Source organism: Bdellovibrio sp. HCB274 (assembly GCF_047306075.1).
In the GTDB taxonomy this organism is placed as follows: domain Bacteria; phylum Bdellovibrionota; class Bdellovibrionia; order Bdellovibrionales; family Bdellovibrionaceae; genus Bdellovibrio.
In genome coordinates, this window is sequence record NZ_CP178623.1 from 296357 (window position 1) to 317310 (window position 20954).

General features: G+C 46.8%; 19 protein-coding genes. 12 read left to right on the top strand and 7 right to left on the bottom strand.

Features of this window, described 5'->3' with window-relative positions:
• The 4 genes from ACLWNV_RS01555 to dinB all read left to right on the top strand — a co-directional run bounded on the left by ACLWNV_RS01555 (position 1) and on the right by dinB (position 3985).
• On the top strand, positions 1 to 1017 hold the full coding sequence (locus ACLWNV_RS01555; RefSeq protein ID WP_413586144.1) for an L-threonylcarbamoyladenylate synthase: 1017 nt from the start codon (positions 1 to 3) through the stop codon (positions 1015 to 1017).
• A 102-nt stretch (positions 1018 to 1119) separates the two neighbouring features.
• A complete protein-coding gene (locus tag ACLWNV_RS01560) occupies positions 1120 to 1947 on the top strand; it encodes a GNAT family N-acetyltransferase (protein WP_413586145.1) in 828 nt (275 codons plus the stop codon).
• An 89-nt stretch (positions 1948 to 2036) separates the two neighbouring features.
• Positions 2037 to 2882 (top strand): 1-acyl-sn-glycerol-3-phosphate acyltransferase, encoded by an 846-nt coding sequence (locus ACLWNV_RS01565; protein WP_413586146.1) that lies wholly within the window; start codon positions 2037 to 2039, stop codon positions 2880 to 2882.
• Positions 2883 to 2914: 32 nt separating this feature from the next.
• Positions 2915 to 3985 (top strand): DNA polymerase IV, encoded by a 1071-nt coding sequence (gene dinB / locus ACLWNV_RS01570; RefSeq protein WP_413586147.1) that lies wholly within the window; start codon positions 2915 to 2917, stop codon positions 3983 to 3985.
• A gap of 345 nt (positions 3986 to 4330) precedes the next feature.
• On the opposite strand, the gene ACLWNV_RS01575 is transcribed toward dinB, so the two are convergent.
• Together ACLWNV_RS01575 and ACLWNV_RS01580 are read right to left on the bottom strand one after the other, a co-directional pair.
• Positions 4331 to 4690: an arsenate reductase family protein gene (locus ACLWNV_RS01575; RefSeq protein WP_413586148.1), complete on the bottom strand. Its 360-nt coding sequence runs from the start codon at positions 4688 to 4690 to the stop codon at positions 4331 to 4333.
• Positions 4683 to 5750, bottom strand: coding sequence for an agmatinase family protein (locus ACLWNV_RS01580; RefSeq protein WP_413586149.1), 1068 nt, complete (start codon positions 5748 to 5750; stop codon positions 4683 to 4685). The genes ACLWNV_RS01575 and ACLWNV_RS01580 overlap by 8 nt, the downstream gene beginning before the upstream one ends.
• 149 nt (positions 5751 to 5899) lie before the next feature.
• On the opposite strand from ACLWNV_RS01580, the gene ACLWNV_RS01585 reads away from it, so the two are divergent.
• From ACLWNV_RS01585 to ACLWNV_RS01595, 3 genes are all read left to right on the top strand, one after another.
• Positions 5900 to 7519, top strand: coding sequence for a peptide-binding protein (locus tag ACLWNV_RS01585; protein ID WP_413586150.1), 1620 nt, complete (start codon positions 5900 to 5902; stop codon positions 7517 to 7519).
• A gap of 96 nt (positions 7520 to 7615) precedes the next feature.
• A complete protein-coding gene (locus ACLWNV_RS01590) occupies positions 7616 to 8575 on the top strand; it encodes an ABC transporter permease subunit (RefSeq protein WP_413586151.1) in 960 nt (319 codons plus the stop codon).
• Positions 8572 to 9600, top strand: a complete 1029-nt coding sequence (locus tag ACLWNV_RS01595) for an ABC transporter permease subunit (protein ID WP_413586152.1) — start codon at positions 8572 to 8574, stop codon at positions 9598 to 9600. Before ACLWNV_RS01590 ends, ACLWNV_RS01595 begins: the two co-directional genes overlap by 4 nt.
• An 88-nt stretch (positions 9601 to 9688) precedes the next feature.
• On the opposite strand, the gene ACLWNV_RS01600 is transcribed toward ACLWNV_RS01595, so the two are convergent.
• The 4 genes from ACLWNV_RS01600 to leuS form a co-directional block, all read right to left on the bottom strand.
• Positions 9689 to 10441, bottom strand: a complete 753-nt coding sequence (locus tag ACLWNV_RS01600; RefSeq protein ID WP_413586153.1) for a BON domain-containing protein — start codon at positions 10439 to 10441, stop codon at positions 9689 to 9691.
• 163 nt (positions 10442 to 10604) lie between these two features.
• Positions 10605 to 11180: a hypothetical protein gene (locus tag ACLWNV_RS01605; protein WP_413586154.1), complete on the bottom strand. Its 576-nt coding sequence runs from the start codon at positions 11178 to 11180 to the stop codon at positions 10605 to 10607.
• A 266-nt stretch (positions 11181 to 11446) separates the two neighbouring features.
• Positions 11447 to 13351 carry a biosynthetic arginine decarboxylase gene (speA, locus tag ACLWNV_RS01610; RefSeq protein WP_413586155.1) on the bottom strand — a complete coding sequence of 635 codons (1905 nt, stop codon included), beginning with the start codon at positions 13349 to 13351 and terminating at the stop codon, positions 11447 to 11449.
• A 71-nt stretch (positions 13352 to 13422) separates the two neighbouring features.
• Positions 13423 to 15828 (bottom strand): leucine--tRNA ligase, encoded by a 2406-nt coding sequence (leuS, locus tag ACLWNV_RS01615; RefSeq protein ID WP_413586156.1) that lies wholly within the window; start codon positions 15826 to 15828, stop codon positions 13423 to 13425.
• A 471-nt stretch (positions 15829 to 16299) separates the two neighbouring features.
• On the opposite strand from leuS, the gene ACLWNV_RS01620 reads away from it, so the two are divergent.
• The 3 genes from ACLWNV_RS01620 to trmB are packed head-to-tail and all read left to right on the top strand — an operon-like array spanning position 16300 to position 19080.
• Complete coding sequence (locus tag ACLWNV_RS01620) at positions 16300 to 17304, top strand: diguanylate cyclase (protein WP_413586157.1); 1005 nt, start codon at positions 16300 to 16302, stop codon at positions 17302 to 17304.
• Positions 17305 to 17361: 57 nt separating this feature from the next.
• Positions 17362 to 18363 (top strand): cation diffusion facilitator family transporter, encoded by a 1002-nt coding sequence (locus ACLWNV_RS01625; protein WP_413586158.1) that lies wholly within the window; start codon positions 17362 to 17364, stop codon positions 18361 to 18363.
• 6 nt (positions 18364 to 18369) lie between these two features.
• Positions 18370 to 19080, top strand: a complete 711-nt coding sequence (gene trmB, locus ACLWNV_RS01630) for a tRNA (guanine(46)-N(7))-methyltransferase TrmB (RefSeq protein ID WP_413586159.1) — start codon at positions 18370 to 18372, stop codon at positions 19078 to 19080.
• On the opposite strand, the gene ACLWNV_RS01635 is transcribed toward trmB, so the two are convergent.
• On the bottom strand, positions 19071 to 19358 hold the full coding sequence (locus tag ACLWNV_RS01635; protein ID WP_413586160.1) for a 2Fe-2S iron-sulfur cluster-binding protein: 288 nt from the start codon (positions 19356 to 19358) through the stop codon (positions 19071 to 19073). The genes trmB and ACLWNV_RS01635 overlap by 10 nt on opposite strands.
• A gap of 98 nt (positions 19359 to 19456) precedes the next feature.
• On the opposite strand from ACLWNV_RS01635, the gene trxB reads away from it, so the two are divergent.
• Both trxB and ACLWNV_RS01645 read left to right on the top strand, forming a co-directional pair.
• Entirely contained in the window at positions 19457 to 20401 is a 945-nt protein-coding gene (trxB, locus tag ACLWNV_RS01640) for a thioredoxin-disulfide reductase (protein WP_413586161.1), read from the top strand.
• 18 nt (positions 20402 to 20419) lie between these two features.
• Positions 20420 to 20917 (top strand): response regulator, encoded by a 498-nt coding sequence (locus tag ACLWNV_RS01645; RefSeq protein ID WP_340598494.1) that lies wholly within the window; start codon positions 20420 to 20422, stop codon positions 20915 to 20917.
• The last annotated feature ends 37 nt before the right edge of the window (positions 20918 to 20954 follow it).

The following is a 20954-nucleotide window of genomic DNA, read 5'->3' on the forward strand; positions in this document are numbered from 1 at the left end:
ATGTTGTCGACGAACGAGGCTTTAAAAAAAGCTCAGGAAATTCTGGAAGAAGGGGGAGTCATCGGGCTTCCCACGGAAACCGTTTATGGCCTGGCTGCCCGTATCGACATCCCTCCAGCGGTCGAAAAGATTTTTTCCGTTAAAGAGCGTCCTTTTTTCGATCCTTTGATCGTGCACGTTTCTTCTATTGAGATGGCAAAAAAAGTGACTGCCTATTGGGGACCAGCGTCCCAGGCCTTGGCGGAAGCTTTCTGGCCTGGTCCACTTACTTTGATTTTACCCAAAGATAATTCTGTTAATTCCATGATCACATCGGGCCTGGAGTCCGTGGGTATTCGTATGCCCAATCATCCCCTGGCGCTCGCGCTGATTCAGGAAGTAAATGTTCCTTTAGCAGCCCCTAGTGCAAATAAATTCGGAAGAACTTCTCCAACGTCAGCGGGCCACGTACGTGTAGAGTTTAAAAACGAGAACGTTTTCGTTTTGGATGGCGGTGATTGCCAAATCGGAATTGAATCCACGGTTTTATTGGTTCGTCATCGTCCCGATAAAGTTGAGCTTTCTATTCTACGTCGTGGACATATTCTTAAGTCAGATCTTGAGCGCGTGCTTCAGGAAAAAGGTTTTACTTTCGAGTTTTTGGAGAAAGTAGACAAGCGCGAATCTCCGGGGCACATGAAGCACCACTACATGCCGCCGATTCCACTAATTGTAAGCTTGAATGCCACCCGCCCTGTTGAAGATGTCTTGCGTGAAGTGAACTCCAAAATCAGTCAGCTTCCTGATGAAATTGAAAGCATCAAGATCATCAAACCCCAAGGTGGTATCAGCAAGGCCGAGATTTTGACTCTGTCCCAAGACCCTTTGCTTGCGACCCGCGAGTTCTATGGAAAGCTTCGCGACAGTGCGCAAAAGGGAGCCGACTGCATCGTGTTTTACCGCGAACCCCATCAAGTCGGGGAACGCTGGGAATCCCTATTCGATCGCCTGAACAAAGCGGCCTCATTAATTCTATAATTGGCCGCTGACAAAATCCTGATACTTCGCTGTTGCTCTTATGACAATGTCAAGATTCGGAGTTCGCTAAGCTGTCGCTGGATTCACAGGAGGAATTCAGCGATGTTCACAGCACTTCAATCCTTGTATCAGCTTCGCACTTACAAACTTCATAAGTTTAAATCCAAAATTAATCTTAATATCGAAGTGGGTCCTTTTGTTCTTAAGACTGTGGATTCCGCTGAAGAGTTGCGTGAAGCTTTAAGTTTGCGTTGGGAAGTATTCCATACGGAAATGCTGGGTAAAAAATCAGGTCGTCTGGACATGGATGACTATGACTACGATTGTGATCATCTGGTTATTAAAGAAAAGCGCACTGATAAAGTGATCGGTACATATCGTATTCGCTGCTCCTTACATACCAATAACTTTTACTCTGCAAATGAATTCAATATTAATACCCTGTTGCAACAGCCCGGAGTGAAAATTGAATTGGGTCGCGCGTGCATCGCCAAAGAATTCCGCAGGGGAGCCGTGATTTCCATGTTATGGCGCGGGATTGCGGAATACATGAACGCGACAGACGCGAAGATTCTTTTCGGTTGCGCGACTGTGACCACCGAAAATCCGCAGGAAGCAGCTTTGCTTCAGGCGTATTTTGAAAACGAAGGCCGCGTAGCTGAGGTTTTCCAGGTGCGCCCGACAGCGGATTATTCAATGCCAAATTTAAGAGAGGCCAAGGCTCAGTATCAAGACTCTCTCTCGGAAGCTCAGAGAGAGCAGGCTGAAGAATTGATGCCACCGTTGTGTCGTGCATATCTTAAGATCGGCGCTTACATCGGTGGTGAGCCTGCTTGGGACCGCGACTATCGCTGTGTAGATTTCCTGACCATTCTTCAGCGCGAAGACCTGAACAGTGCGCTGTGGAAACGTTTTAAAATGGGATCTTAACCAACTTTGGTTTAGGTCTTTATCTGAGGTTTCCTGCTATATTAAACCTGACTTGACGGTTTTGCCGTTAGGCATTCTATAATAGTCTGGTGGAAGCAATTACATCAACAGTCCGTGGTCTTTTTAAAGCGTGCATCTTTTTATTCTTTTTGATCGTTTATATGATCACGTCTCTTTCTATCGCCCTGACAGTGCGGGATCGCAGCAAACGTCGTCGTAAGTTTTCCGCCAATGCCAGTCGCTATTGTGGGCTTATCGCGCGCAATGCTTTGTCGATTAAACTGAAAGTCATCAACAAGCCGGCAAAAAAACACGCGGGCAGTCTGCTGGTGGCAAATCATATGGGCTTCGTGGATATCCTGATGCTTGCGGGAATCGAGCCGATGTCTTTTATTACTTCCAACGAAATGCGCGAAACACCGATTCTGGGCCCGGTTACAGAGCTGGCGGGTTGCTTCTATGTAGAGCGCCGCAGTCGTACCAAGATTCTGACCGAGATGAAGCGACTTGCTGACTCTTTGAAAGAGGGCTTGAATATCGTGCTTTATCCGGAAGCCACCTCCACCAATGGAGACAAAGTTCTTCCGTTTAAAAAGACTTTGATGATGGCAGCGGCAGAGGCAGGGGTGCCTGTTCAGCCGGTCGTGATCAATTTCAGAAAGCTGAATGGCGAGGATTTTAATACCGAGAATCGCGATGCGGTTTGCTGGTATGGTGATACCACGTTCGTTGAATATTTTTGGAAAACCTTGCGCCTAAGAACCGTGGAAGCTGAAATCGAATACCTGGATATCTTATATCCCGATCCTAACGAAGATCGTGGCATCGTGGCCGAGAAAGCTCACGCGATGATTTCGGCAAAATTCGTGGGTGCAAAACAGGTTACTTCTGTCGCAGGGCAGTTGGCTACGGACCTAGAGACAGACCCTACTTGACCGATACCCCTTGATATGTAAATAATATGTAAATGAAGAAGATTATCCACGTGGATATGGACTGCTTTTATGCTGCCGTCGAGGTTAAGTATAATCCGCAACTCAAAGGCAAGCCTTTGGGAATCGGGGGGCCGCCGAATACACGAAGCGTATTATGCACTGCCAGTTATGAGGCCCGTAAGTTCGGGGTGCGATCGGCAATGCCTTCTTCCCAAGCGGTGCGACTGTGCCCGCAGTTGATTTTAGTTCCTCCTCATTTTGATTTATACAAAGAGGAAAGCCGCAAGGTTCGCGAGATCTTCGAGCGTTTCACTAAAAAGATCGAACCGCTTTCTTTGGATGAAGCTTATCTGGATGTCACTGAATGCACTCAGTTCGGGGGTAGTGCCACTTTGATTGCGCAGGAAATTCGCCGATTGATATTTACGGAATTAAACCTGACAGCATCGGCCGGTATCGCGCCGAATAAGTTTTTGGCTAAGATCGCCAGCGACTGGAAAAAGCCCAACGGGCAATTCGTAGTACGCCCCCAGGATGTTGAAGCTTTCGTAAAAGAGCTTCCTGTCGAGAAAATTTTTGGTGTCGGCAAAGTCACTGCGCAAAAGATGCATGACGTGGGCCTGCACACTTTGGGTGATGTGCAAAAGTATTCCGTGCCCGAACTGCATCGCTGGTTCGGCTCCCGTGCCCAGGATCTTTTTGATTATGCGCGCGGGATTGATCACCGTGAAGTCATCACCGAGTGGGAGCGTAAGTCCCTGACCGTTGAGGAAACCTACAATAAAGATTTGATGACGTTTGAAGAATGCAAAGCCCGCATTCCAGGGTTGTACGAGGATTTCGTCGGTAGACTTGAGCGAGGTCAGTACCAGGACAGAATCAAAGGCATGGTCGTGAAACTAAAGTTTTTCGATTTTAAATCCACCACTCACGAAGAAGTAGTTCAGGGTATTCCGAGTGTCGAAGACTTTGAGCGGTTGTTGGAAAAAGCCTGGCATCGTCGGGCCGTGGCCGTCAGGCTTATTGGCTTGGGAGTTCGCTTAGGGCAGGAAAAAAAGAAGGACGAGTCAGTGGACTCATCCCAACTTAAATTCGCCATCTAGTAAAATCGCATTAACATCAAACAGTGGGGCCCGCGGTGGGTCTGTGTTTTCGCTGTTGTCGTGGTTGCTGAAATTGGCGATTTGTTTGACCACTTGATTGGGCTTGAAACTTCCTCGTATCTTCCCGATATTTTCTATCGAGCGATTCGCCTTTATTAAATTTAATTATCATCCACAAAGCGCCAAGTACGATGACCATTGTCAGGATGACTACTGAGAGGCTTATCATATAACCTCCTCTTTCTTTTTTATTATGGCACAGGAAATTGCGAAGATACTCGCTTCGGGATCTAGGGCCTGCCCATTGCGAGCAGGCTCATAAAATTCGTTGCTGTCAGACAGAGCTTAGAAGTTTTTCTTCCACTCATCTTCTTTAAAGCCCACCAGGGCCACGTCGTCGCCAAGGACGAAGGGGCGCTTAACCAGTTTGCCGTTTTCAGAAAGTAATTTCAGCGCTTCAGCTTCAGACATCGTCGGAAGTTTTTCGCTCATTTTCATTTCTTTGTACATTACGCCGGAGGTGTTGAACAAATTTTTGATGCTGCCGCCGCGCGCTTTCAGCGCAGCCAGCATCTTTTTAAGTTCAGTTTGTGAAGGCGCTTTATCCACGATGGGAAGTTTCTGGTAAGAAACTTTTTTTCCATCAAGGAATTTCAAAGCTTTCACACACGTTGAACACTTCGCGTATTCGTAAACCTTAAGCATTTGATTTTACCAACCAGCCGCACATTTTATAAAGAATGCGCGCGCCAACGTTGCCGTCCCACTCAACTTCGTGTGGTTCCAAACCGCCAGTAGAAACTTCATTCAAGTCGAAAGCGATCAGCTTGCGACCGGAAGCGTGGATCTCACGGAACAAGAAGAAGATTTGATCTACCGTCATTCCACCAGGGACCGGAGTGCCGGTGTGCGGGCAGTAAACTGGATCTAAACCGTCGATATCGAAAGAGATGTAAACATTCTGTGGAAGTTCTTTCAGGATGTCTTTGCAAACCTGCTCCCAAGTTTCACCTTTAAGCATTCTGCGTTTCAATTCTAGATCATAGAATGTTTTGATGTCTTCGCGGGATTCAGAGAAATCGTACTCTTCCTCGCAGAAGTCACGGATACCCACCTGCACCAATTTCTTTGGTTTCTTGGCATCAGTCATCACGTTGTACATGATAGAAGCATGGGATTGTTTGAAACCCTGATAAGCCACGCGCAAATCGGCGTGGGCATCAATGTGCAAAACCCCGAAGTCACCTTTGAACTTGTCACTGACAGCGCGGATTGCACCCAGTGGAGTCGAGTGATCGCCTCCGACCATGCCCAAAAGTTTGCCCTTGTTCAAAACATCTGAACACTGATCGTAAACCCATTGTGACATTTTTTCGCAAGCAGCATTCACATCAGCCGCAAGTTTATCCATTTTCGCGGTGTCGTCAGACATGCTGGTGCGCATTCCGATTAATTCTTGCGCAACAGCTTTGTACTTGTCGTTCATTTTAAGCAGATCATCTGACAGCTCGCGCATGTGGTAACCTACTTCGTAGGCCTTGCCGACTTCGATATCGAAAAGATCGATCTGTTCGCTGGCATCACGGATGATCTGAGGCCCGCGTGAAGCTCCTTCGCCATAGGATGTCGTGACTTCCCAGGGAACTGGGACCAAAACAACTTTGGATTCTTCCTCAGTCATCGGGATTCCGAAGATCCCAAATTCTGCTGAGATGGTTGTCGTTGGATCAAATTTTGGTGCAGTTTTTTCTGTCTTTTCAGACATTGCTTATCTCCTTGAAAATGCGCTAGAATCTATAGCATTTAAACAACGTGTCAATCGAGCAATAACTTGATTATTTTTGGCGCATAACCCATTTTAAGCCCACTTTGGGAACTATTCAATTCCCAGCGAAATTCTTTGGAGGAAACACAATGAATATGAAGGCTCTTCTGCTACTCGTCTTGAGTTCAGCTTTGACCGCTCCCGCTTTCGCAACTGCACCCAATGCATCTGCACCACAAGGCGGAAATTTCGTTATCAATCTTGGCGGTGAGCCACCTACAGTTCACCCAATCACAAGCACAGACACTTACGGCTCTGCAGTTCAAGCCTACGTTTGCGAAGGTTTGTTGACTCGTGATTCCGACACTTACGAGTGGAAAGCTCGTTTGGCGGAAAAATGGGAAGTTTCCAAAGATAATAAAGTATTCACATTCCATTTGAACAAAAACGCCGTATTCCACGATGGCAAACCTGTTACAGCTGAGGACGTAAAATTCTCATTCGACGCGATCTTCAACCCAACTTATGAAGCTGCACATCTTCGTCCTTACTACGAAGGTTTGTCCAAAGTTGAAATCGTTGATCCGCACACTGTTAAATTCTACGCAAAAGACTCTTACTTCAAAAACTTCGAGTCAGCTGCCGGTTTAACGATCATTCCTAAGCACATCTACTCTGACGTTGCTAAATCAAAAAGAATGAACCGTGAGTTGATTTGCTCTGGTCCATACAAATTGACCAAGTTTGACCGTGGTCAAATGATCCAGCTTAAAAAGTTCGATAAATGGCACAGCAACTCTGTTCCAGCTTACAAAGGAACTTACAACTTCGATACAATCACTATGCGTTTCTTCAAAGACGAAAACGCTACTTTGGTGAGAGCTGAAAAAGGCGAGCTTGATTACATCGACTTGCGTATCGAATCTTTCATGAAGAAAACATCAGGCCCGGCTTGGGGTAAAGTTATCATCAAGCACAAGGTTGCAAATGATGCTCCGAAATCTTTCGGCTTCGTAGGCTGGAATCAGCGTAAAGAGCTTTTCCAGGACAAAAACGTTCGTTTCGCTTTGGCTCACCTGTTGAACCGCGAAGAGATGAACAAAAAATTCCGCTATGGCATGTCTGACCTTGCTAACGGCGCGGTTTACATCAGATCTGAATACAACCCAGGTAATAAAGCGCTTGAATACAGCCCAAAGAAAGCTCAGGAGCTTTTGACTAAGGCGGGTTGGGCAGATGCTGACAAGAACGGTGTTCTTGAAAAAACTGTGAACGGCAAAAAAACTGAGTTCAAATTCTCGTTGATCTACGCAAATAAAGACGTTGAGAAATACTGGACTATGTACCGCGAAGACTTGAAAAAAGCCGGTATCGATATGGAATTGAAGTACCTAGAGTGGAACTCATTCCTGAAATTGGTTGATGACGGTAACTTCGACGCTGTGACAATGGGTTGGGGCGGTGGCTCCGTTGATCCGGATCCTAAGCAAATCTGGCACTCTTCCAGCGCGATCCCAGGTGGATCTAACTTCATCGCTTACAAAAACCCTGAAGTTGACAAGCTGATTGAAGACGCTCGTGTTGAGCCAAACAAAGCTAAGCGAGTTGCGATGCTGAAAAAAGTATACGCAAAGATCGCTGAAGACGCTCCATACGCGTTCCTTTTCAACGATAAGTATGAATTTTATGCAAATTCATCCCGCATGGGCATGCCTGCAGAGACATTCAAATACGAAGTTGGTAAAGACTACTGGTGGGTTAAACCTTAATAGTTAATTCTCGGGAGTAGGACCTTGTTCGTATACCTGATCCGTCGACTAATGCTAATGATCCCGACTTTTTTCGGGATCACAATTGTAACTTTTGTGCTCATCAATTTGGCTCCTGGCAGCCCTATTGAACAAAAGCTTCAAGCCATCCGCTTCGGTGCGGGTGCTGCTGGGGGCGGCGGCGGAGCATCCAGCGTTGGCGGCCGTGGCGACACGGCTGTGAACGAGGAAGTTATCGAAGCTTTGAAGAAACAGTATGGTTTCGATAAGCCGATGCACGTTCGCTACCTTATCTGGCTAAAAAATATCTCTCGCCTGGATTTCGGCGAAAGCTTCACTTACCAAGAACCGGTCATTGACGTTATTAAGAGTAAGCTACCAGTCTCTTTGACGTTCGGTTTGTTCACTCTGTGTATCACTTATTTAGTGTGTATTCCGTTAGGGGTTCGCAAGGCGATCACGGCAGGGCAGGGCTTTGATAAAGTCACCACTCTGATGTTGAACTTCACCTATGCGATTCCACCGTTGATTCTGGGTATTGCGTTGATCTATTTTGCCGGCAGAACAAACTGGTTCCCACTGGGCGGTTTGCAATCTGATGATTATGAATCTATGTCCACTTGGGGCAGATTCCTGGATCGCGCTCACCACATGGTTCTTCCTTTGATCTGTTATACGATTGGTGGTTTCACGGAGCTTTCCATTCTAATGAGAAACTCCATGTTGGACATCATCAAGTCTGACTTCGTTCGTACAGCTCGTGCGAAGGGTCTGGCTGAAAAAGTTGTCGTTTACAAACATGCTCTTAGAAATGCATTGATCCCAATCGCAACTGGTTTGGGTGGCTTCCTGGGTGTGTTCCTGGCTGGTTCATTGATTATCGAGCAGATGTTCAACCTTGATGGTATGGGCTTGCTTGGTTATCAATCGGTTTTGGCCCGTGACTACAATGTGATCATGGGTATTACGTTTATTTCTGCGATGTTGATGATGGTTGGTCGTATCTTGAGCGACGTTATCTACGTGCTTATCGACCCAAGGATTGATTTCAAATGATAGATCCAATTGAAAAACACCTTATTAAGAATGAGCTTACGCTAAAACGTTATAAACGCTTTAAGCGCGATCGCATTGCCGTTGTTTCCATTTGGGTTTTGCTTGCGATGTTTTTCTTCAGCTTCACTGCGGAGCTTTGGGCAAACAACCGTCCGCACATCCTGCACTATAATGGACAGACTTATTTCCCATTGTTTAAGGATTACCATCCGTCTGAATTGGGCCGTACCGATATCTATGTGATGGACTACCGCTCTTTGGATATGAAAGAGGGCGACTGGTCCGTATGGCCAGTAATCCAGTGGGATCCTTACGAGAGCAATAAAGCGGTTGAAACTTATCCATCTGCGCCGACTAAGCAAAACTGGTTGGGTACGGATGAGAGTGGTCGCGACGTGATGACTCGTCTGTTGTACGGTTTCCGTTACACGATGATCTTTGCTATCGGCGCATGGTTCTTCACTTACTTGATCGGTATCACGATTGGTTCAGTGATGGGTTATATGGGCGGCCGCGTGGACTTGGTTGGTCAGCGTGTGGTTGAGGTTGTGGAATCCGTTCCATACCTGTTCGTTTTGATCACGATCATCTCGATCTTCACACCGAACATCGTATTGTTGTCGGCTTTGAGTGCATTCCTGGGTTGGACTGGTATTGCGGCATATATGCGTGCGCAGTTCCTCTCTTTGCGTAAACGTGAATACGTTGAAGCAGCGAAATCCATCGGTGCCACTCATAAACGTATTATCGCAGGTCACATTCTTCCGAATGCCCTGACTCCGATCATCACTTTTGCTCCGTTCGCGATCTCTGCAAACGTGTATGCACTTTCGATGTTGGATTACTTGGGTCTTGGATTGGTTCCGCCAACTCCGTCATGGGGTGAAATGATGGCTCAAGCTCAGAAATGGGCAACCATCGCTGGCTGGCTAGTATGGGGTCCACTTATAGCCATGGTCGTAACTTTGACTCTTCTGAACAATATCGGAAAAGCAGTTCGCGACGCCTTCGACGCGAAAATGTAATCCGCCTTCGCTGAAGCTTCGGCGGACAAGTCCGCTAAATTTAGGGAATAGAAAAAGGGCAACTTACGTTGCCCTTTTTTATTTCCCACTAAGAACCTGTCCGACGAAGCCTTGGCGAAGTCGGACCAAATGTTCTTCTTCCACCAAAGCGGGCTTCGGCTTCTGAAGTTCTGTGTACTTTAATATTATTATTTACGTCGATCACGCCAAAGCAGTTGATGGAAACATCCTCTGCAATATAGCGCATCTTTCTGTCAGGAACGAAACCAGTTAAGGTCACAACTCCTTCGGAAACCTCCACGTCGATATCACGCGCATCGACACTGCGATGTTGCGCTAATACGTGGGAAAGCTCTTCCTGAATTCGCGAATCGGTTCGGTGATAGTCTTTCTGTGCCGGATGAAAATCGCGATCGGTCCAATCTTGTTCTGCCATGTCGTGCATGCGGCGGTCTTCTTCGTAGTTTGAACTGGAAACAAAATCACGGGGCAGGGGACGGTTGGCATCGTGACCATATCCTGTGTTGAAATCCGGCGAAGCGAACTTTTCGTGCTGGCGGTTTTCTTCGTAGTCGTAAAACCTTTGCTGTGAATCCCGTCTTTCCGGTGTTTCGAAGCTGGCACTGGCGCTGCGACTGTGACCTTCATCGCGGTCCCGATGAAACTGCCGCTCTCTGCGGCTTTGTTCTTCATAGCGGTGACGGGCCTCTGCACGATTCAGAAACTGCTGTTCGCGGTTGGCAGCTTCTTCGGGCGAGAATTGAATCACCCGACGTTCACGTTGTATGGATTTGTTTTCAGAATCACGACGTCGTTGGGGATGGTAGTTTGAACTTTGCATCTTAAACTCCTCGTCTTGATGAGTTCAGGATGACACAGAATCAGCCGGGCATTCCAATCGGGAGTAGGGAATATTTCAGAATACAAAACCCGCCCGACGTTGATCTAAAGCCCAATGTGCTTATGACGATGGTGCGGGAAAGAATGTGTTTGAGAGGTTAGTGTTAGTTAGAGTGGCGATTCATTTTACAAAAGACCGCTGCAGCAACCTGTCCCTGCTTATTCGACGTGCTGCCAATGATGAATAAATTATTCTTGGAAGCATCACTGCGGTACCAATAGCGAATATCTGTTTCATCATAAATGTGCGCCAGTTGAACTTCTGTCGCTGTTTCAGTGCCAGGGCTTAGCTTCCCGCCACCTTGCAGGAAGGTGTCTTTCATTTCCCCCGCATTCATGTCGGCGTAAGGATCTTCCTCATAGAAGAAATTAAATCTGCCGGTGATGGCAATGCCGTCTGTTGACTTTTCAAAGACAAATCCACCGTGATGGGCTTTATCCGCGCTGTAGTGGGGACTTAGGTGAAAACATTTACCTGAGTATCCCGTCATCGGCTGATCGGCGAATTGCCCGCGTCCATCGCGAAATCCATCAACAATATTCACCATAGGTTCGGAGCAAACATCGCCATTGCAAATTGATGTAGGGTCCACAATCGGGCCTGCAGCAGGCTCTGCTTGAACTGCCGATCCTGTAATAGAACTAAGAAGAATAATCAAAGAAGAGAAAAGGAATTTCATAAACAGGATGCCCCACAGATGTTTTGCTTCTAAAAGCTTTTCAATCTGTCAGTACATGGTCAAAGGTAACGCATTCACCGCAAGGGGAATTGGTATATAGTCCTGTGGGAGAGCTGGCTTAAGGGAGGGCTTTTCATGGCTGATCAGTGCAACGCTTATGAGAGGGAAAAGAGAAATTAATAAGTCTAGCTGACCAGAAAAGAAAAAAGCCAACTCACGGTGATGAGTTGGCTTTTGAGATTTTTAAAATTGCGAAGCTAAAACTACTACTCGGCTTCCTCAAGGTATGTGTAACCAGAAAGACCTTCTTCGTAGTGTTTGATCAAAAGTTTCGCTTCCTGCTTCGTGATGGAACCTTTTTGGATGGATTCCTCAGTCGCTTGACGAACGCTATCAACCATTTCAGATCTGCCGTACTGAACGTAAGACAATACTTCAGTTACAGTGTCACCTGGTACGTAGTGATCAATTGTATAACCAACACCGTTCAAAGAGATATGAACTGCATCTGTATCGCCGAACAAGTTATGAAGGTCGCCAAGGATTTCCTGGTAAGCGCCCGTCAGGAATACGCCCAGGTAGTACTGTTCGCCGTCAGTGTATTTGTGCAGGCGGATAGTTTCTTTTGGCTCGCCGGACTCAGTGTCGATGAATTTTTCGATCACACCGTCAGAGTCACAAGTTAGATCCGCAAGTGTTGCTTCACGCACAGGCTCTTCGCCCAAGCGGTGAATCGGCAATACCGGGAACAACTGTCCAACCGCCCAGGAATCCGGAAGAGATTGGAACAATGAGAAGTTCGAGTAGTAAGTGTCGCACAGCTCTTTGGAAAGTGCCGTGATGATATCTTCTGTATCCGGAACTGTCTTAGCCAATTTCACCATTTTAGTTGCGATAGTGAAGTACATGGACTCACACCATGCGCGTTGTTCAAGTGAAAGAACGCCGTATGTGAAAAGCTGCAAAGTTTCATTCTTGGATTGCTCAAGGTCATTGAAGCACTCGTTGATATTGTCTTTGTTCACCTTTTCAAAGATGTACTGCATGTCCTGCATGATCGATGGATCAGTTTTAGTTGCAGGACGAGGAGGTTCATTGCGGTGAAGGTCGTTCATACCCAAAACGTTGAAAACCAAAACCGAGTGATGGGCCACCAGGAAGCGACCAGACTCTGTAACGATATTTGGATGTGGGATGCCTTTTTCGTCGCAAAGAGTTTGAACTGTGGAAACGATATCATTCGCGTACTCTTGCTCAGAGTAGTTCACAGAACTGTCAGAGTGACCAGAGCCGTCGTAATCGATACCAAGACCGCCGCCCACGTCCAGGTATTTAAGGCCTGCGCCCATTTTGTGAAGTTCAACGTAGAAGCGAACGCCTTCTTTAAGTGAAGACTTGATAGATTGAATCGCCGGAACCTGAGAGCCGATGTGGTAATGCATCAGTTCCAGACAGTCCAGCATGCCTTCAGTTTTAAGGTACTCGACACCGTCAACGATTTCAGCTGCAGTCAAACCGAACTTGGAACGAGCGCCTGAAGAATCAACCCATTTACCCGCACCTTGCGTGTTCAATTTTGCGCGGAAACCGATTTTTGGACGAGTGTTGAATTTCTTCGCCACGTCCACGATCATTTTTAGTTCTTCTTTACGGTCAACAACGATGATCGTGTTACGACCCAATTTTTGGGAAAGGATAGCGGTCTCGATGTATTCGGCATCTTTAAAGCCGTTGCAGATGATCAGTGCATTTTCAGTGTTCATCAATGCAAGAACCACCAAAAGTTCTGGTTTAGAACCGCACTCCAGGCCCATGTTGAAGCCCTTGCCGTATTTTACAAGTTCCTGAACCAGGTGACGTTGCTGATTTACTTTGATCGGGTAGACGCCGTTGTAGTTACCTTTGTAACCGTGATCGGCGAAAGCTTTTTTAAAACAGCCGTTCAAAAGTTCAACGCGTGATTTGATGATGTCTGGAAATCTGATCATGATTGGAACGCGAATACCACGGTCCAAAAGATCTTGAGTCAATTCGTGAAGGTCAACGGAAGGGCCGTTAGCACCCATTGGAGTAATTGAAACAGTTCCCGTTGAATTAATTCTGAAATAACCGTTGCCCCAGTTGTTGATACCGTAAAGCGCCGCGCTTTTTTCAGGACTCCAATTAGACATCTTCGTTGGCCCTCGACTGTTTTCACTCCGGCTTTGCCGGAGCAGTTACGCCAGGGCCATTCAAGATCGCCCTAAGCTTTGATTATAAGATTCAAAATCTTCCCAGCTTTGTAGATCACTTTATCAGGATCTTTGCCGGAAAGTGCAGAATTAACACCAGGCACGGCTTTCGCCGCAGTCAGTGCTTCCTCTTCAGAAGCAGCAACTCCAATTTCGATCGTGCCGCGCATTTTGCCATTCACCTGCACGCCGATTGTCACAGTGTCATCAGCGCAAAGGTTACTATCATAACTTGGCCACGGTGCCAAAGAGCAAAGTCCTTGGCCGCCCATTTTTTCCCACAATTCTTCAGCCAAATGCGGAGCAAAAGGAGCCAGAATCTGAGCAAGAGGTTTTAGAGCCAATTCAGAGCGGCAATCTGCCTTGTAAAGGTCATTTACCAGGATCATCATCGCTGCAATGGCTGTGTTAAAGCTCATGCTTTCGATGTCTTCAGTGACCTTTTTGATCGTTTTATGAAGTAATTTCTCAATCGCAGGTGGCAGAGCCTCTTTCGTCGCAACATAATTTCCGTCGTCAGAAACAACCAGGCGTCCTACGCGGTCCAAGAAGCGCTTCACACCGTCGATACCAGTCGGTGACCAAGGTTTGTCAGCGTTCAAAGGTCCCATGAAACTGATGAACGTTCTCAATGCGTCAGCGCCGTGGGTTTTCGCCACGTCATCCGGTGAAATCACGTTTCCGCGGGATTTCGACATTTTTTGATTGTCTGGTCCCAAAATCATTCCTTGGTGAGCCAGCTTTTTGAAAGGTTCGTCATGAGTCACAAGACCGCAATCGAAAAGAACTTTCATCCAGAAGCGCGAGTACAACAAGTGACCTACCGTGTGCTCAGGTCCACCCACATAAAGGTCAACCGGCATCCAGTATTTTTCAGCTTTTGGATCAAATGGAGCCGCATCATTGTTCGGATCGATGTAGCGCAGGAAGTACCATGAAGAACCCGCTGCTCCCGGCATCGTGTCTGTTTCGCGACGGCCGGTTTCGCCATTTTGGCCCTGGTAATTCACCCACTCGTGAATTTTAGCAAGGGGAGCCTCACCTGTTTCAGAAGGTTCATAGTCAGCCACTTCGGGCAACATCACAGGAAGTTCGTTGTAAGGAACGCCCATTTGTTTTCCGCCAGCCAGGTTTACGATCGGGAACGGCTCGCCCCAATAGCGTTGGCGGCTGAACAACCAGTCACGAAGTTTGTATTGAACCTCGCGCGTGCCCAGTTTGCCATTTTCCAGGTGAGCGATCATTTTGCTGATAGCTTCGTTTTTGGAAAGGCCATTTAGGAAATCGGAATTTACCAGTTTACCGTCGCCCTCAAATGGCAATGAATCGCCACCTTCAAGAACGCGTTTTACCGGAAGATTAAATTTAGTCGCAAATTCGTGATCGCGGGCATCGTGACCAGGAACCGCCATGATGGCGCCCGTTCCGTAATCAGTCAGAACATAGTCTGCAATCCAGATTTCAATCTTTTCGCCGTTGATTGGATTGATCGCGTGCGCACCAGTGAAAACGCCGGTTTTATCCGTTGTCGCTTTGCGCTCGACTTCAGATTTGCGGGAAGTCGCAAGCACGTAATCCTCAACAGCGGCATGCTGTGGTTGAGTCGTGATGCGTTTCACAAGTGGATGTTCTGGCGCCAACACCATAAACGTCACACCAAACAAAGTATCAGGACGGGTAGTGAAGACTTCGAATTGCATATCAGCTTCGTCTTTCACTTTGAACATCACGCGCGCACCCTCGGATTTACCAATCCAGTTGCGTTGCGCTTCTTTCGTGCGCTCTGGCCAGTCGACTTTGTCGAGGTCGTTCAAAAGACGTTCAGCATAGTCAGTGATCTTAAGCATCCACTGTTTCATCGGAACGCGAATCACCGGGTGGCCACCACGCTCAGACTTACCATCGATAACTTCATCATTGGCCAAAACTGTTTTAAGTTCCGGACACCAGTTCACAGGAACTTCTTTTTGATAAGCAAGTCCACGCTCGTAAAGTTTTAGGAAAATGAATTGAGTCCATTTGTAAAACTTAGGCTCGGCCGTGGAAATTTCACGACTCCAGTCAAAGCTAAAACCAAAAGACTGCAAAGTTTTACGGAAGCTCTCGATCGCTTTTTCAGTCGTGATCGCCGGATGAATTCCAGTTTGAATAGCATACTGTTCCGCAGGTAAACCAAAAGCATCGTAACCCATCGGATGAAGAACGTTGAAACCCTTCGCACGCTTATAACGGGATACAATGTCCCCTGGCGTGTAAGAAGCCATGTGCCCAATATGCAAACCCGATCCAGAAGGATAAGGAAACATATCCAACGCATAATATTTTGGTTTGGAAGAGGTAGCCTCAGCCTTAAAGGCCTCCGCAGCCGCCCAATTCTTCTGCCACTTTTTCTCGATCTCAGTAAAATTCAAACTCATAAATAAACACCCCAAAAAACAACCAATTCAGACCCATCATAACTATCCAAAAACCCTCAACAATTCAACGAGAAACCACCCCTGACCGATACCCCAAAAGCTCCCACAAACCTCCGAGAAAACCTCAGCCATCTTCAACCGCATTTCTCTTCAATCTTTTACCCCGAACTGAATCCTGGTGAGTCTAATACCTAGTAAGTTAGCCCCCCCCCCAAACTTAGTTGGAGCCTGGTGGGTGGGAAGGGTAGTTAGTTGCGAGTTCCGCAGCGAGCCAAAGTAGATCGATGGAACTTGGAACAAAGTCGAGCGAGGACTGTCCGAAGCAAATAACTACCCTTCCCACCCGCCGGGCGACCCAACGAAAGCCCAGAAGAAGGGGGCAAAATTAACCCAGTACATAAGACTGAATTTTGGACTCAACCAGAGGCAGAAATTAACCGAAGAGAACGTCAAAGTTATACTGGTGTGTAGATGAGTAGTGGTTTTGAAACTAGTAATAAACATCCGAAAAGTCGCCGTATTCTAGTAATCGACGACGATCCCGACAGTTTGGAAATTCTGTTGGAGCCTCTCCGTTGGGAAGGCTATGACGCCCGTGGTGTTACGACAGAAGTTGAAGCTCATAAGCTGATCGAGTCGTGGATTCCTCACGTGGTGATTCTGGATTGGATGGCGCAATCGATGGCGGGCCTTCGTGTATTGCGCACGATCCGCGAACGTTTGTCGCATGTTTCCTGCGTATTCGTATCTGAAAACTCCCACACAGAAGCGATTATCGAAGCCCTGGATTCGGGTGCTGACGATTACATTGTAAAACCATTTGTTCCCCTTGAGCTGTTGGCGCGTATTCGTTCCCAACTGCGCATCAGGGATCTTCATGAACAGCTCTTGTTTGCGAATGAAAAACTAAAAGAGATGGTGGATACGGACGACTTAACAAGTCTGTATAACATGCGCTCCCTTTATCAGCGTCTGGATTTCGAGATGGAGCGTGCAAAACGCTTTGGTCGTGATGTCTGCGTCGTGATGATGGATATGGACTATTTTAAAACCGTCAATGACGGACACGATCACTTGTTCGGAAGCTTTGTGCTGTCTGAAGTGGGTAAGATCATTCGTGCCTGCACCCGGAATATTGATATTCCTGCCCGCTATGGTGGGGATGAATTCCTGGTGGTTTTAACAGAAACCAATCACGAAGGTGCGATGCATTTCTGCGAGCGTCTGCGTGAAAATATTGAAAAAACGACCTTCAAAAATGGTGACGACTCGATCAAGCTGACGGCCTCTTTGGGCTTTGCAATTACGGTCCCAGGGGAGAGCATCAGCGCCAAGGAATTGGTTCGCAGAGCCGATCATGCGCTGTACGATGCAAAACGCCGTGGACGCAATCAGGTCTGCCACTATCATCCTGAAGAAAACAAAGTCGTCGAAATTTTGCCGCCAGCACTGGGCCGTAAAAAATCCGCAAGCTAATCACTGCCAAATTATTTAGTCATTGACTCAACAAGAGGGATTTACGAAAACCCTCTTATGGTGACGCAATCCATTTCTTTATCAGACAAAATCCGTAATCGGGCCGCGTGGATTTCCGCGATCGCCAGCATTGCGATTTTCGCCCTAAAAGTGGCGGCTTATCGAATGACGGGTTCTGCTGCTGTTTTGTCTGATGCCCTGGAAAGTATCGTCAACGTCGTCGCCTCTGTGGTGGCGCTTTTTGTGATCCGTTTTTCCGCTCAACCCGCCGACCGCGAACATCCCTATGGACATGGCAAGGCCGAATATTTTTCGGCAGCATTCGAAGGCGGACTGATTTTCTTTGCGTCTTTGTTGATTATTTATGAATCTGTAAAGGCACTGATTTCGCACACACCTCCGCAAAAACTTGAAATCGGTATGGTCATTGTCGGGGTGGCAGCATTGCTGAATTTGTTCCTGGGGCTGTATCTAAAACAGGTTGGCAGAAAACATCATTCCGAAGCTTTGAAGGCCAGCGGCACCCATGTTTTGTCTGATGTGATTACGACAATCGGCGTGATAGTCGGTTTGGGATTGGTTTTGCTGACGGATATTCAGTGGATCGATCCAGTGATCGCTATCTTAATTGGTCTGCAGCTCGCCTGGTCAGGCTATAAGATTATCCGTGAATCCATGGGTGGGCTTTTGGATGAAATCAGTGAGTCATCACTGCAGAAGCTTCGCGATGCCTTAGAGGCGAATCGTCGTCCTGGTATTATCGACATCCACCAGCTGCGTATCATGCGCAATGGCCGCTTTCATCACGTGGATGCGCATTTGGTGGTGCCGGAGTACTGGGATATAGCCAAAGCTCATGCCGAGACCCTGGATTTTGAAAAAGCCGTGGTTCGGGATTATATTTTTGATGGGGAGCTCGCTTTCCACTTGGACCCTTGTAAAAAATCCTACTGTTCCGAGTGTGATATGCCTGATTGCCCGATTCGTTTGCAGCCATTCCAAGGGCGCGTGCCATTCACGGTGAAAAGCTTGACCGAGGACGTTCCAGAGTCTAACTAGTGGGGCATGACAGACGCTCAAATTTCCACGAAACGCAGAATCAATGTAACTACCGATCTTCCTCACCAAACTGACTATACTTTGGCGTTGAATGGGGAGTATTCGCACATCGCTTTTGATGAGATGCGTGTTCTTGCTAACAAAGGCAAATGGCGTTCTGACGTTTTCAAAGTTGATGCGAATTTACCAATGGATTTGGAAGTGGGTACTGGCAACGGAACTCACTTCGCTCATTATGCACAAAAGAATCCAAACCGCATGGTTGTGGGCCTGGAGCTTAAGTATAAACCCTTAATCCAAACAATCCGCAGAGCTGATAAAGCGGGCTGCAGAAATGCCGCTGTTGCGCGTTTCCATGCTTTCAATTTGACGGATATTTTCCAACCGGGCGAAATCGATAACGTCTTCATTCATTTTCCAGATCCATGGACTTCCCCAAAGAAACCGAAAAACCGTTTCGTGCAAAAGTTGAATTTGGATATCTTGTTTGATCTGCAAAAACCAGGTTCGATCATTGAATTCAAAACGGATTCTTTGGTTTATTTTGACTGGGCGATGGATGAAATTCGTCTTTCCAAATACAACATTCTTTTTGAAACCCGTGATCTTCACAACTCGCCAATCAAAGCAGAAAACTTTGAAACGGCATTTGAAAAAATCTTTTTGCGCGAAGGTATCCTGATCAACTTCGTGCGCTTACAAAAGCCTCACCAGTAAGTTGCATCCACAGTGATGTCGCCTAGAACTTCAACCTGACAGCTGATTCGGCTGTCGGGGGCGACCTTTTTTGTTTCCCTTAGGAATTTTTCTGTCTCATTTTCGGGCGTAAGGTTTTCAGCACCCGAAATAATCTGAATGCGGCACTTGGCGCATACTCCGTCCCCAGAACAGCTAGACGCGACTGGCAGCCCGTTTTTAAGCAGGGCATCCATGAGATTCGCTCCCTTTTCAACGCTGAAGGGAGTTCGGTTTTTCTTAAAAGAAATCACAGGCATGCCCTATTGTAGCTGACGCGGTCCAAAACAAGCAAAGAAGTAATGAAAAGGGTCCTAATTGTGTTAGGCTTTAAGCGTTTATTCCAAGAGGTATTAGTATGTCTGAAGATCAAAAAGTAGAAAACGTAATCATCATCGGCTCAGGACCTGCGGGTCTGACTTCGGCTATTTACACTGGCCGCGCAAATTTGGAACCTCTAATGATCGAGGGCGAGGAAGCCGGTGGTCAGTTGATGATCACGACGGAAGTTGAAAACTATCCTGGTTTTGATCACGGTATTACTGGTCCGGATCTTATTTCTGTCATGAGAAAACAAGCAGAGCGTTTTGGAACTCGTTTCATCACTCGTAATGTGACGAAGGTTGATTTCTCAGCTCGTCCATTCAAAGTCTGGATCGGCGAAAAACTTCACCTGGCAAAATCCATTATCATTTCCACGGGTGCAAGTGCCAAGTACCTGGGTTTGCCATCCGAAAGAACTTACATGAATCGCGGTGTTTCTGCGTGTGCTACCTGCGACGGTGCTTTTTTCCGTAATCAGGAAATCATCGTTGTCGGCGGCGGTGACACAGCAATGGAAGAAGCGCAGTTCTTAACTCGTTTTGCTTCAAAAGTTTATGTGGTTCACAGACGCGATCATTTCCGTGCTTCCAAAATCATGGCCGAAAGAACAATCAAAAATCCAAAAATCCAGGTTATCTGGGATTCAGAAGTGACTGAAGTATTGGGTGATGGCAAGTCCATGACAGGTGCTAAGGTTAGAAACTTGAAAACCGGCGAAGTTCAGGAAATGAACGTAACTGGTTTGTTCATCGCTATTGGACACAAACCGACCACAGATTTGTTCAAGGGTATCCTTGATATGAATGAAACAGGTTATCTGGTTACACAACCAAACACGACCTATACAAACATTCCTGGTGTATTTGCTGCCGGAGACGTGCAAGATCATGTGTATCGCCAGGCGATCACAGCAGCAGGCACGGGCTGTATGGCTGCCATTGATGCTGAACGCTGGTTGGAAAGCCAATCTCACCACTAATTTTTTTTCGGGGAATCTATGAAGGATAAGCGCATTAATACCAAGGATTTGGTTAATAAGATCGAAAAGATCACTAAGGCCCGCATTGCGAGTCAGGATGTGGTTGATTTGGATCAATTCCGTGAAGCTAAGAAGAAGCTTGATCCGAAAATTATCCTGGTCATTGAAGATGACGAGACAATGCGTTCAGCGATGAAGAGAATTCTTGAGAGCGAAGGCTATGTAACGAAGCTTGCTGCTGACGCTACTGAACTTTCCACGGTGTTGGACGATCATCCGGTTGATTTGATTCTATTGGACGTCGGTCTTCCTTGGGTGAATGGTTTTGAACTGGCTCAGTTGCTAAAAGAACACAAAGACCTTAAGAAAATCCCATTGGTCTTTGTTTCAGGAAAAGCTTCTGAAGAAGATATGAAAAAGGCTTTCGAGCTGGGTGCGGACGATTACATTAAGAAACCGTTCGACGTAGATAAGCTAAAGAAAACTGTTGAGACTCTTTTAAAACTGAATCCATAAAAACAGGTTTATTTTGATTTGAAAAGGCCGGCATTAT